The 14,876-nt window shown below is 65.4% G+C and carries 12 protein-coding genes; 8 read left to right on the forward strand and 4 right to left on the reverse strand.

Annotated features, from left to right (window positions below; genetic code table 11):
• Positions 1 to 572: 572 nt before the first annotated feature.
• Positions 573 to 1,283: a trypsin-like serine peptidase gene (locus tag METH_RS04875; protein WP_024089306.1), complete on the forward strand. Its 711-nt coding sequence runs from the start codon at positions 573 to 575 to the stop codon at positions 1,281 to 1,283.
• Between the two features lie 104 nt (positions 1,284 to 1,387).
• Here the strand turns inward: METH_RS04875 and METH_RS04880 are convergent, their stop codons facing one another.
• Together METH_RS04880 and carB are read right to left on the reverse strand one after the other, a co-directional pair.
• Positions 1,388 to 1,906, reverse strand: a complete 519-nt coding sequence (locus tag METH_RS04880) for a recombinase (protein WP_156927443.1) — start codon at positions 1,904 to 1,906, stop codon at positions 1,388 to 1,390.
• 291 nt (positions 1,907 to 2,197) lie between these two features.
• Entirely contained in the window at positions 2,198 to 5,545 is a 3,348-nt protein-coding gene (gene carB, locus METH_RS04885; RefSeq protein ID WP_024089308.1) for a carbamoyl-phosphate synthase large subunit, read from the reverse strand.
• A 198-nt stretch (positions 5,546 to 5,743) separates the two neighbouring features.
• Between carB and METH_RS04890 the strand changes: the two genes are divergently transcribed.
• The 5 genes from METH_RS04890 to METH_RS04910 all read left to right on the forward strand — a co-directional run bounded on the left by METH_RS04890 (position 5,744) and on the right by METH_RS04910 (position 12,544).
• Complete coding sequence (locus tag METH_RS04890) at positions 5,744 to 6,925, forward strand: aminodeoxychorismate synthase component I (protein ID WP_024089309.1); 1,182 nt, start codon at positions 5,744 to 5,746, stop codon at positions 6,923 to 6,925.
• Complete coding sequence (locus METH_RS04895) at positions 6,868 to 7,521, forward strand: aminotransferase class IV family protein (protein WP_044008561.1); 654 nt, start codon at positions 6,868 to 6,870, stop codon at positions 7,519 to 7,521. Before METH_RS04890 ends, METH_RS04895 begins: the two co-directional genes overlap by 58 nt.
• 419 nt (positions 7,522 to 7,940) lie before the next feature.
• Entirely contained in the window at positions 7,941 to 9,719 is a 1,779-nt protein-coding gene (gene aspS, locus METH_RS04900) for an aspartate--tRNA ligase (protein ID WP_024089311.1), read from the forward strand.
• A 215-nt stretch (positions 9,720 to 9,934) separates the two neighbouring features.
• Complete coding sequence (locus METH_RS04905) at positions 9,935 to 11,320, forward strand: DUF1800 domain-containing protein (RefSeq protein WP_024089312.1); 1,386 nt, start codon at positions 9,935 to 9,937, stop codon at positions 11,318 to 11,320.
• 15 nt (positions 11,321 to 11,335) lie between these two features.
• Positions 11,336 to 12,544 carry a DUF1501 domain-containing protein gene (locus METH_RS04910; RefSeq protein WP_024089313.1) on the forward strand — a complete coding sequence of 403 codons (1,209 nt, stop codon included), beginning with the start codon at positions 11,336 to 11,338 and terminating at the stop codon, positions 12,542 to 12,544.
• A gap of 493 nt (positions 12,545 to 13,037) precedes the next feature.
• On the opposite strand, the gene METH_RS24285 is transcribed toward METH_RS04910, so the two are convergent.
• Both METH_RS24285 and METH_RS04915 read right to left on the reverse strand, forming a co-directional pair.
• Positions 13,038 to 13,178, reverse strand: a complete 141-nt coding sequence (locus tag METH_RS24285) for a hypothetical protein (protein WP_024089314.1) — start codon at positions 13,176 to 13,178, stop codon at positions 13,038 to 13,040.
• 1 nt (position 13,179) lies between these two features.
• Entirely contained in the window at positions 13,180 to 13,899 is a 720-nt protein-coding gene (locus METH_RS04915; protein WP_024089315.1) for a response regulator, read from the reverse strand.
• A 177-nt stretch (positions 13,900 to 14,076) separates the two neighbouring features.
• Between METH_RS04915 and mce the strand changes: the two genes are divergently transcribed.
• Positions 14,077 to 14,481 (forward strand): methylmalonyl-CoA epimerase, encoded by a 405-nt coding sequence (gene mce, locus METH_RS04920; protein WP_024089316.1) that lies wholly within the window; start codon positions 14,077 to 14,079, stop codon positions 14,479 to 14,481.
• Positions 14,482 to 14,537: 56 nt separating this feature from the next.
• Entirely contained in the window at positions 14,538 to 14,813 is a 276-nt protein-coding gene (locus METH_RS04925; protein ID WP_024089317.1) for a DUF1467 family protein, read from the forward strand.
• The last annotated feature ends 63 nt before the right edge of the window (positions 14,814 to 14,876 follow it).

The raw sequence follows: 14,876 nt of genomic DNA on the forward strand, positions 1-14,876 counted from the left end.
ATTCAGATCAGCGGGATCAATGGCACGTCGCAGGCAGCCAGGGCCAGAAGGGCGGTGAGAAACAGCGTCAGGCGCATTCAAGGGCTCCGGTGTCAGCAATCGGGTCTGGCCACCTTGCAGCGGAAAACGGGCCGCTGCAAGCCTCCGGCGGCACAGGCATTGCGGCGGTCCGGATCAGACCTTCCCGCATAGCATGTGCTGCGCAGTTAAGAAATTGGGCGGCCCTTCTCCCGGTATTTAGGCATTTGTTAAGGCTCATTTCCGCCGCAATTGGGCCGTGAAGTTACCGCCCAGGCTGGAAAACACGCGGAAATAGGGGAAATCCTGAATTTTTTTCCTAACGAAACCCAGCGGATTTTCCCTTGTTTTTAAGGGTATTTGTCGAAAATTGAGGCCAATCGTTAAGTAAATAAGGGGTTTCAGGGCCCCGGTCCCGGCACGGAGGCTCCGCGTTAACGTTTTGTTAATCCTGCCGCATTCTGCCCATCTTTCTGCCCGCGCGGCACCGCAGCAAGCCGCATTCCAGCCCCAGGGCTCACCGACCATGGCGGTGTGGGAACATGGAGTGGGTTATGAGACGATTACTGGGAATTGCCGCCGCCGTTTTGATGGGATTCAGCACTGGAGAGGCTGCGGCCGGGCAACCGGCGCCGGTGCAATCTGTGCCGGGATGGGAGGCGGTGGGCCGCCTGAATATCGGCGGCACTGCCATGTGCACGGCCAGCCTGATCGCACCGGATATGGTGCTGACAGCGGCCCATTGCATGTATGACATCCGCAACGGCCAGGCGGTCAATCCGCGCAGCATAAAATTTGAAGCGGGCCTCAACGGCTTCCGGGCCAAGGCGTCGCGCACTGTGGCCAAGGCGGTTGTTCACCCGGGCTACCGCCACGGCCGGACCGGCCAGTTTCAAACCGTCACCGACATTGCTGTGCTGCGCCTGGACAGCCCGATCAGCCCTGATGTGATCCGTCCGCTGGCCCTGGCCGCAACCCCGGAGCGGGGCGCGCGGGTGGATGTGATGTCATATTCCCGCAGCCATGAACGATCGCCCAGGCTGCAGACCGCATGCCAGGTGCTGGTGGCGCGGCAGAACTCCTTGATCACCACCTGCAGGGTCGATCTCGGGGCGTCCGGATCGCCGGTGCTGCAGACGCGTCCGGGCCGCGCGCCGCGGCTGGTCTCGGTGATCTCGTCCAAAGCGCGGATGGGCGGCAAAGGCGTATCGCTGGCAGCCCCGCTGGGCCACGCGCTGCAAACGCTGATGCGGCAGGCCGGTTGACCGCGGGAGCAGCCCAACAGCCCTGCCGCCCGGCGGTCGGCATCAACTGAAACAGCCCCGTTTGGTTCCGGGGCTGTTTCCATGTGCGGCAGGCCGGCCTGCGGTCACTGGCTGCTGAGGCGGACGTCTTCCAGTGGGCAGGCCAGGCTGTCCGGGGCCTCCCAGTCCATGCGGCAGCCAGCGCAGAAGCTTTGCCGGACCTTCATCCCGGCGCCATTGGGCAGAAGGGCCGCATAAAGCCAGCCGCCGGCCACGGGCGCCCCGCCGCCGGCCAGTTTGGTCCTGATGAACCGCGGGCCGGGAACGGCGTTGCCGTTCTTGACCTTGAAGCTTTCCTTGGCACGGACCGACCCGGCCGGCATGGTAAAGCCGTCATCCGCAAACTTCAGATACTGTTCAGCGGCGATGCCGTTTGCAAAGGTCTGCAGAAACCGCCCGCCTTGCGGGCCGGCACGGGCCGGGCGGGTTGATGTCACCTGCCAGGAGCGGACGTCAGCACCGACCGGATCGCCGTTGCCGGCGCAGCCCTCGGCCATTCTGGCTTTGATGCCTTCATAGATTCCGGCCACGGCTTGCTGCTGCAGGTTCAGAAGGGCCGCCGTCCACAGGGCAGTGCTGGGCAAAGGCGGCCATTGGCGCCAGGGCCGGCAACCCTGCGGCGGTCTTTGCTGGGGGGGCATGGCCCTTCTCCCTGATCTGGAAACGGCGGCTTGCGGGGGGCACCGGCGGCACAGATCGGGGCCTTGCGGCGTCAGAACTCTACACGGCTGCGTGACCGCCCGGCGGGACCTGAGCGGAATGCCGTGGCGGCGGCGGACAAGGAAAAGCCCCGGGCGATGCCGGGGCTTTTTTTGAACACAGCCCTCAAAATACGGGGCTGGAAACGCTGTGCTGAAGAGAGGCGGCGCCGGGCGTCAGCCCTGCAGCGACTTCACTTCGACATCCCCTTCGGCCTGGGCCTTGATCGCCCGTGCAGCGGCATTGGCGCCGGCCGCGGTGGTGAAATAGGGGATCTTGTCATAAAGCGCGACAGAGCGCATTTCCTTGCTGTCCTCGACGGCTTGCGCGCCTTCGGTGGTGTTCATCAGCAGCTGGACGTCGCCGTCCTTCAGCATGTCCACCACGTGGGGGCGGCCCTCATAGACCTTGTTCACCAGCTCGCAGGCCACGCCCTGGGTATCGAGCCAGGTCTGGGTGCCGCGGGTGGCGACCAGGGTAAAGCCTTGCTCCACCAGGATCTGCGCCGCTTCCAGCATCAGCCGGCCCTTGTCGGCATCCTTGATCGAGATGAAAGCGCGGCCCTGGGACGGCAGCACCATGCCGGCCCCCATCTGCGCCTTGAGGAAGGCGCGGGCAAAGGAGCGGTCCCAGCCCATGACTTCGCCGGTGGAGCGCATTTCCGGGCCGAGGATGGTGTCGACGCCGGGGAAGCGGGCGAACGGCAGCACCGCTTCCTTGACCGAGAACCAGGGCATGTCCGGATCCGCCAGGGTCATCGGGTCGGCCATCGGGGTGTTGACGTCATAGCCTGCGTCCGGCTGATAGGGCGCGCGCATCGGGAAGTTCGACAGCGGCTCCCCGGCCATCACCCGGGCCGAGATCGAGGCAATGGCGCTGTCGGTGGCCTTGGCGACAAACGGCACGGTGCGCGAGGCGCGCGGGTTCACCTCGATCAGGTAAATCTCCTCCTCGCCGGCGTCATTGGGTTTGATCGCGAACTGGATGTTCATCAGGCCCACCACATTCAGCGCCTTGGCCAGCGCGAATGTCTGTTCCTTGATCTGTTCGATCACCGGCTTGCCGAGCGAGTAGGGCGGCAAGCTGCAGGCACTGTCGCCCGAGTGCACGCCGGCCTCTTCGATGTGCTGCATGATGCCTGCCACATGCACGTCTTTGCCGTCGCAGATCGCGTCCACATCCAGTTCAACCGCGCCGGAGAGGTAGCTGTCGAGCAGCACCGGGCTGTCGCCGGAGACCACCACCGCCTCGGCGATGTAGCGCCGGAGCTGGTCCATGTCGCGGACGATTTCCATCGCCCGGCCGCCCAGCACATAAGACGGGCGGATCACCAGCGGGAAGCCGATTTCCTCAGCGATGGCAAGCGCTTGCTCGTCGGTGGAGGCAATGCCGTTCTTCGGCTGCTTGAGGCCCAGGTTGTTGACCAGCTCCTGGAACCGCTCGCGGTCTTCGGCCAGGTCAATGGCGTCGGGCGAGGTGCCGAGGATCGGGATGCCTTCCTCTTCCAGCGCGTTTGCCAGTTTCAGCGGGGTCTGGCCGCCGAACTGCACGATGACGCCGTGCAGGGTGCCGTTGTCCTGCTCAACCCGCAGGATTTCCATCACGTGCTCGAAGGTCAGCGGTTCGAAATACAGCCGGTCCGAGGTGTCATAGTCGGTCGACACGGTTTCCGGGTTGCAGTTGATCATGATGGTTTCATAGCCCGCGTCGGTCAGCGCAAAGCAGGCGTGGCAGCAGCAGTAGTCGAACTCGATGCCCTGGCCGATCCGGTTCGGGCCGCCGCCGAGGATGACCACCTTTTTGCGGTCAGAGGGGCGCGCCTCGCACTCCGCGTCGCCAAAGGCCGGCGCTTCATAGGTCGAGTACATATAGGGCGTCTGCGCCTCGAATTCGGCGGCGCAGGTGTCGATCCGCTTGAACACGGCGTTGACGCCGGCGGCGCGGCGGGCCTTGCGGACTTCTGCCTCTGTCCGGCCGGTCAGCTTGGCCAGGCGGGCATCGGTGAAACCCAGCATCTTGAGCGCGCGCAGGCCTTTTTCGTCGGCCGGCAGGCCGCCGTCGCGGACCTTTTCTTCGGCCTCGACGATTTCGCGGATGCGGGCCAGGAACCAGGGGTCGAATTTGGTGACGCCGTGGATTTCATCGTCGCTCAGCCCGTGGCGCATCGCCTGGGCGATGGTGCGCATCCGGTCCGGGGTCTGCAGGCTGATCGCCTTGAACACCGCGGCCTTGTCGGGGGCGCCGGGGATCTCCACCTCGTCAAAGCCGGTGAGGCCGGATTCCATCGACGCCAGCGCCTTTTGCAGCGATTCATGGATGGTGCGGCCGATTGCCATCGCCTCGCCCACCGATTTCATCGCGGTGGTGAGGTAAGGTTCGGAACCGGGAAATTTCTCAAAGGCGAATTTCGGGATTTTAGTGACGACATAATCGATGCTCGGCTCGAACGACGCCGGAGTCACCTTGGTGATGTCGTTGTCCAGTTCGTCCAGCGTATAGCCGACCGCCAGCTTCGCCGCGATCTTGGCGATGGGGAAGCCGGTGGCCTTGGACGCAAGCGCCGAGGAGCGGCTGACCCGCGGGTTCATCTCGATCACCACCATGCGGCCGTCGGCGGGGTTCACCGCCCATTGCACGTTGGAGCCGCCGGTTTCCACGCCGATCTCGCGCAGCACGTTGATCGAATGGGTGCGCATGATCTGGTATTCTTTGTCGGTCAGCGTCAGCGCCGGGGCCACGGTGATCGAATCGCCGGTGTGGACGCCCATCGGGTCGATGTTTTCAATCGAGCAGACGATGATCGCATTGTCCGCCTTGTCGCGGACCACTTCCATTTCGAACTCTTTCCAGCCCAGCAGGCTTTCGTCGACCAGGATCTGGTTCACCGGGGACGCGTCCATGCCGGTGCGGCAGAAGTGGATGTAATCTTCGCGGTTGTAGGCGACGCCGCCGCCGGTGCCGCCCATGGTAAAGGCGGGGCGGATGATTGCGGGCAGGCCGATGTCGTCCAGCGCTTCCAGTGCGATGCGGACACCTTCGTCCAGGTCCGCCTTGCCGTCAACCAGCTTGGGTGCAGTGACGATGGTGGCACGCGGGTTTTCGATGCCGAGGCGGTCCATTGCTTCGCGGAACAGCTTGCGGTCTTCAGCCATTTCAATGGCATCGCGGGTGGCGCCGATCATTTCGACACCGAATTTCTCGAGCACGCCCATTTCTTCCAGCGCCAGCGAGGTGTTGAGCCCGGTCTGCCCGCCCATGGTCGGCAGCAGCGCGTCGGGGCGTTCCTTCTCGATGATCTTGGCGACCACTTCGGGGGTGATCGGCTCGATATAGGTGGCGTCGGCCAGGCCCGGATCGGTCATGATGGTGGCCGGGTTGGAGTTCACCAGGATGACCCGGTAGCCCTCTTCGCGCAGGGCTTTGCAGGCCTGGGCGCCGGAGTAGTCGAACTCGCAGGCCTGCCCGATGACGATCGGACCGGCTCCGATGATCATAATCGACTGGATGTCGGTTCTTTTGGGCATGGCCATATTCCTTTGGTTGACGCGCGGGCAGCATTGAATCAGGGGCACTGGCAAGTGCCCAAATTGTCCTGCGTTATAGGGACCGCGCCGAAAGGTTCAAGGGGGATCGGAAACGGAATTGGAAATGCCGCATCCACCCCTTTTGTTCGCATAGCGAACGGATATATGTGGGGGCAGACGTTCACGGAGTCAATTCCAGTGCGGATTCGCTTTGATCAGGGGCCCAAGGGGGCCGGCACATGTTTCGACCAGCCGCTGCGCATGATCCGCGCGGACGGGCCGGAAGAGGTGCCCGCCGCGCTGGCCGCATTGGATGCCGCACGCGCGGCGGGGCATTGGCTGGCGGGCTATGCCTCTTATGAATTGGGCTATGCGCTGGAGGTGAAGCTGGCGGGGCGGATGCCAGCGGGGCGGCGGCTGCCGCTGATCTGTTTCGGGGTCTACGCGGAGCCGCTGCCGCAGAAGGCTGAGAACAGCGTCCGGCCCTGGGCGGGGGCGAAGCGCGTGCCGGCCTTTCAGCCGGGCGGAGGCGGGCTGGGCGACTTGGAACCGCGCTGGAGCTATGAACGCTACGCCGAAGCCTTTGCCGAGGTGAACCGCAATATCGGCAAGGGCGATATTTATCAGGCCAACCTGACTTTTCCGATTGATGCGGAGGCCTTTGGCACTGCCGGGGAGCTTTACGCCGCACTGCAGGCCAGACAGGCGGTGGGCCACGGCGTCCTTGTCGAGCAGGACGGTCTGCCGGATCTCTTGTCGCGCTCGCCGGAGCTGTTTTTCCGCACCGATGCGGAGGGGGTGATCGAGACCCGACCGATGAAGGGCACCCAGCCGCGCAGCGATGATCCGGTCGAGGACGCGCGCCGCCGCGATTTCCTGCGCCAGGACGAAAAGAACCGCGCCGAAAACCTGATGATCGTGGATCTTCTGCGCAACGACATCTCCCGCGTGGCGGAGACCGGGTCGGTGCATGTGCCGGAACTGTTCGCGGTCGAAAGCTACGCCACCGTGCACCAGATGGTCTCGATGGTGCGGGCAAAGCTGCGGCCCGACGCCGGGCTGGCAGAGATTTTTGCGGCGCTGTTCCCTTGCGGCTCCATTACCGGTGCGCCGAAGATCCGGGCGATGGAGATCCTGGCCGATCTGGAACCCTGGCCGCGTGATGTCTATTGCGGCACCATCGGCTGGGCCGCGCCGGACGGCGCGTCGGAGTTCAACGTGGCGATCCGCACGCTGATGCTGGAAGAGGGCCGCGCGACACTTAATGTGGGCGGCGGGGTGGTCTGGGACAGCACCGCCGGATCCGAATATGAGGAAGCGCTATGGAAAGCCCGGTTCGCCCGCGTGACGCCATCCGGAACGATCCCGCTTTCCGCCTGATCGAGACGCTGGGCTGGCATCCGGGAGAGGGGTTCCGGCATCTGGAGCAGCATCTGGCCCGGATGGCGCGCAGCGCTGCGGCGTTCGGCATCCCCTTTGATCCGGCGCAGGCGCGGCACGTTCTGGCGGAGGCTGCCGGGGACAGGCCGCGGCGCTGCCGCCTCGCTTTGGACGCGGGCGGGCAGCTGGAGCTGACGGCGCCGCCGCTGGGCAGCAGCCCTGCGGAATGGCGGCTGGGCATCGCTGAAACAAGGCTGGATGCGGCGGATGTCTGGCTGCAGCACAAGACCACCCGCCGGATCCTGTATGATGCGGCGCGGGCCAATCTGCCCGGCGGTATGGATGAGCTGCTGTTCCTGAACCAGCGCGGCGAAGTCTGCGAAGGCACTATCACCAATCTGTTTGTCACCCGCGCGGATGGGCAGGTGGTCACGCCGCCGCTCACCTGCGGCCTGCTGCCGGGGATCCTTCGGCAGGTGATGCTGGAGCGGGGGGAGTGCCGCGAGGCGGTTCTTGGCTTGCAAGACCTGCAGGCGGCGCGGGCCATCCGCATGGGCAATTCCCTGCGCGGGCTGATCCCGGCCCGGCTGATCTGACGGCAGGTCCGGCAATGGATCTGACAATGGATCTGACAATAGATCCGGCAAGCGGCGCTCCCGCGCGGAAACGACGCCTGGCTGGCGCCAGACGGCGCTTGCCCTTGGGCCCGGCAGCGCGCCCTTGGCGCGCTGCGGCGGCGTCCGGACGCCGCCCGCGCCGCGCTGCAGGCGCGGCGCCGGGCCCAACGCTTGCCGCCTGGCCGCGTCAGCGGCGGGACGCGGACGGGGCGGGAGCCTCTGCGCACAGGGCGCAGCCTGCGCAAATGGCGGCCTGCGGGCGGTGAAATTGGCCAGTTTGCTTGACAACCACGCTGCAAACTTGTGTACCACCCCGGACGAATTTAAGCGCCGCCCCGGCGCATCTCCCGAATGACGGTCCACCCGGACAGACGACCCGAGACACGAAAGGTCCCGCCATGCACGCCTATCGCAGCCATACCTGCGCCGAACTGAACAAATCCAATGTCGGTGACACCGTCCGCCTGTCGGGCTGGGTCCACCGCGTGCGCGACCACGGCGGGTTGCTGTTCATCGACCTGCGCGACCACTACGGCGTGACCCAGGTGATGGCCGATCCGGACAGCCCGGTCTTTGCCGAGATCGAAAAGGTCCGCAGCGAATGGTGCATCCGCATTGACGGCAACGTAAAGGCGCGCGACGAGAGCCTGGTCAACAGCAAGATCCCCACCGGCGAGATCGAGGTGTTCATCCGCGACATCGAGGTGCTGGGCAAATCCGAGGAACTGCCGCTGATGGTGTTCGGCGAGCAGGAATACCCGGAAGAAACCCGCCTGCGCTACCGCTATCTGGACCTGCGCCGCGAGAAGATGCAGAAGAATATGCTGCTGCGCTCCAACATGATCCAGTCGATCCGCAAGCGCATGTGGGACAAGGGCTTCAACGAATACCAGACCCCGATCATCACCGCGTCCAGCCCCGAGGGCGCGCGCGACTTCCTGGTGCCCTCGCGTCTGCACCCGGGCAAGTTCTACGCGCTGCCGCAGGCGCCGCAGCAGTTCAAGCAGCTGATGATGGTCTCCGGCTTTGACAAGTATTTCCAGATCGCGCCCTGCTTCCGCGATGAGGACCCGCGCGCCGACCGCTCGCCCACCGATTTCTACCAGCTCGACCTGGAGATGTCCTTTGTCACCCAGCAGGATGTGTTCGACACCATCCAGCCGGTGATGCAGGGGGTGTTCGAGGAATTCGGCGGCGGCCGCAAGGTCGACAGCGAATGGCCGCAGATCTCCTATAAAGATGCCGCCAAATGGTATGGCACCGACAAGCCGGACCTGCGCAACCCGATCAAGATGCAGGATTGTTCCGAGCATTTCCGCGGCTCCGGCTTTGCCATCTTTGCGAAGATCCTGGAGCAGGACGGCACCGAAATCCGCGCCATTCCCGCCCCCACCGGCGGCAGCCGCAAGTTCTGCGACCGGATGAATAAATTCGCGCAAGGAGAGGGCCTGCCGGGCATGGGCTATATCTTCTGGCGCGACCAGGGCCAGGGCATGGAAGCCGCAGGCCCGCTGGCCAAGAACATCGGCCCCGAGCGCACCGAGGCGATCCGCCAGCAGCTGGGTCTGGGTGTCGGCGACGCGGCCTTCTTCCTGGGCGGCAAGCCGAAAGCGTTCGAAAGCGTTGCAGGCCGCGCCCGCACCGTGATCGGCGAAGAGCTGGGCCTCACCGACAAGGACCGCTTCGCCTTTGCCTGGATCGTGGACTTCCCGATCTACGAGAAAGACGAGGAAACCGGCCGCATTGATTTCGAGCACAACCCGTTCTCGATGCCGCAGGGCGGCATGGACGCGCTGCTGAGCGATCCGCTGTCGGTGAAGGGCTACCAGTACGACCTGGCCTGCAACGGCTATGAGCTGGTCTCGGGCGCGATCCGGAACCACAAGCCGGAGATCATGTTCAAGGCGTTCGAGATCGCCGGCTATGGCAAGGATGAGGTCGAAAAGCGGTTCGGCGGCATGGTTAATGCGTTCCAGTACGGCGCCCCGCCGCACGGCGGCTGCGCGGCCGGCATCGACCGCATGGTGATGCTGCTGGCGGATGAGGCCAACATCCGCGAGGTCATCATGTTCCCGATGAACCAGCGCGCCGAAGACCTGATGATGTCGGCCCCGTCCGAGCCGATGAGCGATCAGCTGATGGAACTGGGCCTGCGGGTGATTCCGCAGGATCAGTAATCCGCATTTTAATGCTGAAACAAGGCCCGGGCGACTGTCCGGGCCTTTTTCGTGGGACGGAGCCGCATTTATTGCTGGGCAACGGTGGTCCGGAAATCTGCAGAACTGGCGACGGAACGCGCGGAGATCTGCGTATCACTTGAAAATCAGCTGTGGACCCGGGCGTTGATGCTCTAACCTGCGGCGAAGCCAGTCCGTCCAGGGAGAACAGGACGATGCAGTTTGACGGAGATTTGGCGGAGATCCGCTTTGGCGCAGGGCTGTCGCCGCTGGTGCGGCCTCCGGTTTCGGCTGAGGCCATGCTCGGCCGTCTGCAGGGCGCCGATGAAATGGCGCGCAGATTTCCGGTCAGCGGTTTTGACGAAGCCTTTGCGCGCGCCAAGGAGTTCCAGCGGCTGAGACGGAACCGCAAGCGGCAGGAAGGCCAGCACGGGTACGAGGCCGCGGACAAAGCCTTTAAGGCGTACCGCCGCACGCATAATGCGGCGCGCTTCAAGTGGCATGGCCAAAGGCTGCTGCGCCACGTCTTTACCCGCGATGCCTTCCGTGAACGGCTGGTGCTGTTCTGGGCCGATCACTTTACCGCGCAAGGGAAAAACGGTGCCTTGCGCATTCTGGCAGCACCCTATGCCGAAACGGTGATCCGGCCGCATGTGGGGGGGCGTTTCGAGGATATGCTGATTGCCGCTGCCACCAGCCCCCTGATGCTGCATTACCTGGACCAGAACCGCTCGGCCGGGCCGGGCAGCCGGGCGGCGAAGCGGCGCAAGCGCCTGAGCGGGCTGAACGAAAACCTGGCCCGCGAAGTGCTGGAATTGCACACGCTGGGTGTCGACGGGCCGTATGGCCAGGCGGATGTGCGGCAATTGGCCGAGCTGTTCACCGGCCTGAGCGCCTCGCAGGACAAGGGGTTTGTGTTCCGCCCCGGAATGGCTGAGCCGGGAGCCGAAACCGTGCTGGGGCAGACCTATGGCGGCGGCAAGCCGGAGCTGGGCCAGGTGCTGGCGGCGTTGCGCGACCTGGCGCGCCACCCCGCCACCGCGCAGCATATCGCCTGGAAGCTGGCGGTGCATTTCACCTCTGACCAGCCCGACCCCGGTCTGGTGACGCATCTGGCGGCGCGTTATCAGGACAGCGGCGGCGATCTGATGCAGGTCTATGCCGCACTGCTGGAACACTCCGCGGCCTGGCAGCCGGTTCTGGGCAATGTAAAACCGCCGTTTGATTATGTCGCCTCTGCCTGCCGGGCGCTGGCGGTGCCTGAGTCGCGGTTTTCCGCATTGAAGCCGGGGCAGCTGAACCGGCTGCTGCTGGCGCCCTTGACGCCGATGGGGCAGCGCTGGGAGTTTTCCGGCGGGCCGGATGGCTGGCCGGAAGAGGATTTGTCCTGGATCACGCCGCAAGCGCTGGCCGCGCGGCTGCGCTGGGCGCTGGCCGCGCCGCGGCGGCTGGCGCAGCCGCTGCCGGATCCGCGTGTCTTTGCCACTGCGGCGCTGGGCCGGTTTGCCAATGAACGGGTCCGGTTTGCGGCCCGCGCCGCCGAAACCCAGTCAGAGGCGGTCGGGCTGATCCTGACCTCTCCTGCCTTTCAGCGCCGCTAACAGGAGGCCTGCATTATGCACCTGACACGCCGATCCTTGCTGACCCGTTCCGCCCTGCTGGGCTGTTCGCTGGCGGCCAGCCCGCTGGTCACGCCGGTCAGCTTTGCCGCGGCCCCCTGGGACACGCGGCTGGTGGTGATCATCCTGCGCGGCGGCATGGATGCGCTGGATGCGGTGCAGCCTTACGGCGACCCCTCATTGGCCGGATTGCGGCAGACCCTGTCGGGCGGGCCGCAGGCCGGGGCGGCCGATCTTGACGGGTTCTATGCCCTGCATCCGGGCCTGGCGCCGTTGCTGCCGTTGTGGCGCGCAGGCGAATTGGGGTTTGTGCAGGCGGTGTCCACCCCCTACCGCGACCGGCGCAGTCATTTTGACGGCCAGGACATTCTGGAAGCGGGCACCGCGGCATTGGGGGGCGCCAGAGACGGCTGGCTGAACCGATTGCTGCAGCAGATGCCCGGTGTGGAGGCGCGCACCGCCTTTGCCATCGGTCAGGAGCGGATGCTGCTGCTGGACGGGGCGGCGCCGGTCTCCCATTGGGCCCCCGGGGCGGGGCTGGCCATGAGCCCGCAGGCCGAGCGGCTGGCGGGCCTGCTGATGGAAGAGGATCCGCTGTTCCACAACGCCCTGAACGAGGCGCTGGAGCTGACCCGGCAGGATCTGACCTTGGGGTCCGAAGAGGATGGCGGCGGGGACAGCGGCATGATGCAGGCAGCGCCGAGGGCGAGAGCGCATACCGAGATTGCCGCTTATGCCGCAGAGCAGCTGCGCGGCGATACCAGGATTGCGGCGTTTTCGATCAATGGCTGGGATACGCATTACCGCCAGGCAAACGGCCTGAAATCCGCGCTGGGGCGGCTGTCGGAGACGGTCCTGAAGCTGCGCAGCGGCCTGGGGGACGGGATCTGGGGCAAGACGGCGGTGGCGGCTGTGACCGAATTCGGGCGCACGGTGCGCGAAAACGGCACTGGCGGCACCGATCATGGCACCGGCGGTGCGATGCTGCTGGCAGGCGGGGCGATCCGCGGCGGCAGGGTGCTGGGGCGCTGGCCGGGGCTGGCGGAGGCTGATCTTTACGAGCGCCGGGATCTGATGCCGACCGCGGATGTGCGGCAGCATCTTGCCTGGCTGATGCATGGATTGGCGGGGGCCCGGAAAACCGATCTGGAAACAACGGTGTTTCCGGGGCTGGCGATGGCAGAGGACCCCGGTTTGCTTTTGTAAGAGCGGCGGATCTCCTGCCCGCTCAACCCGTTCAGGGAACGGTCAGAGCCGTTGGGCCCGGCACCGCCTGAAAGGCGGTGCCGGGCCCAAGGCCGCCAAGCGGTGCGGCGCAAGCCGCTGAGCGGCGGGCGCGGGAGTGCGCCCTGGGAAGGTGCGTCCTGGCAACGTGCGGCCTTGGAAAGCGCGGCCGGAAAGGCTTAATGGGGGGCGGAAACGGCGCCAATTGCTGCCAGGCCGCTCCGCAGTGGCACAGAGGCACAGAGGCGCGAGCGGGCCGTTGGATTGCCAGCGGGATATAGGGCGCTCTTGCCTGTCCGTTGGCGGAGGGGCGCAGGTTCCGGCCGGGATCAGCCGCGCAGGCAGATCATCGGCGGCTGGCCACAGGAGGGGAGCCGGCAGTCAGGCCTGCAGCTGCTGGCCATCGCGTCTTTGCGGGGTCGCGGCGCCTGCGGCCAGAACCGGCAGACCACCATCGCGGGGGCGGCCGCAGGAGCTATGGATTGCGTGAGGAGAGGATTAACGCGCGGCCGTCCTGGCGGCTGCGGTTGCGGCGGATGGCGCGGGCCTCCAGCCGGGTTTGGCCGTACAGCACGATGACGAGCGTGGCGAGGGCAATGAGGCATGCTTCGATCATCTCAGATTGCCACGCGGCGTTCCAGCCGCTCCTGCACCAGGCCGGCCAGGGTTGCGGTATCCTGGGTCAGCGGTTTGCCCTTGCGCCGGGCGCGGGCCAGACGGTCGGCGGCCTCGGCCAGCGGGCCGTCGCCGGCGCTGCGGGCAACGCCGCCGAGAAACTGCGCCAGATAAGCCAGGGTTTTATCTTCCGGGTTTATGTTCAGCACATCGGCGGCATGGGCCATGTCATCGCGGTAGGCCAGGAAATCGGGTTCCACCGTTTCGTCATACAAGGCGCGCGGGCCGGGCAGCTGGCGGTCGGGCGGCAGGTTTGACAGAATTCTTTCCTGGAAAGCCGCAAGCGAGGTGATCGGTTTTTCCAGGAAGCCGCCGGCCCCTGCGTCGAGCGCGGCCTGCTCAAGCGTTGAATCGCCCGAGGTGGCCAGAATCACGCTGGGGCGCGGGCTGGCTTCTGCCAGTTCGCGGATCAGATCGAGGCCGGAGCCATCCGGCAGGCCGACATCGGCAATCAGCACCGAGGGACGGTAGACCTGCAAATGCCGCCGGGCGGATTTCAAACAGTCGGCGCGGCGGATGCGGGCACCGCTGCGCAGGCACAGAAGGCGCAGCGCCTCGCAGGCAAAGCGGCTGTCCTCCACCACCAGGATGGTCAGCCCCAGCAGCGGGCGCCGGGTGGCGGGCAGGCGCTGAGCAGCAGCAAACAATTCCGAATCGTCCATAACGTATCCTCCTTGCGGGATAGGCTCAGACGCTAGGGATTCGAGGCTAATTACTGGTTAACGGCGCGGGCTCTGCTGCCGGCGCGGGCCGCCGTGCGGATTGGCGCACTTGCCGCGGCGCAGCATCCGCCGCATAACCGGAGCGGAGGAAATGTTTGTGAGAGGAGCACAACAGAGATGATTGGCCGTTTGAACCATGTTGCCATTGCCGTCCCCGATCTGGAGGCCGCATCCGCCCAATACCGCAACGCGCTGGGTGCCAAGGTCGGAGAACCGCAGGATGAACCGGATCACGGCGTCACTGTGGTGTTCATCGAGTTGCCCAATACCAAGATTGAGCTGCTGTATCCCTTGGGGGAAAACTCGCCGATCAACGGCTTCCTCGAGAAGAACCCGGCGGGCGGCATCCATCATGTCTGCTATGAGGTGGAAGACATCCTGGCGGCGCGCGATCACCTGCAGGCCGAGGGCGCGCGGGTGCTGGGCACGGGCGAGCCGAAGACCGGCGCCCATGGCAAGCCGGTGCTGTTCCTGCATCCCAAGGATTTCAACGGCTGCCTGGTGGAACTCGAAGAAGTTTGACGGTATGAGCACCCTGTCCCGGCTGCGGGGCAGGGCAATTTCGGGAAGGCGGAGCCATGGGTGTTACATCAGCGATCGTGCTTTATGCGGTGATCTGGTTCTTGACCTTTCTGGTGATCATCCCGATCCGTCTGGAGACCCAGGGCGACCGGGGCGATGTGGTGCCGGGCACCCATGCGGGGGCGCCGGAGAAGCATTTTCTGAAGCAGAAGGCCTGGATCACCACCGGTGCGGCTGCGGTGATCTGGGCACTTGTTGCCGGAATCATCCTGTCCGAATTGATCAGCGTGCGTGATTTCGACTGGATGGGGATGCTGCCTGCGCAGGAGTGAGCCGCGGGCATTTTTGATTATCTGCAAAAACGGCTCCCGCCCGGCTTGGATGCAGGGCCTGCA

The sequence above is a fragment of the Leisingera methylohalidivorans DSM 14336 genome (genome assembly GCF_000511355.1).
GTDB lineage: Bacteria > Pseudomonadota > Alphaproteobacteria > Rhodobacterales > Rhodobacteraceae > Leisingera > Leisingera methylohalidivorans.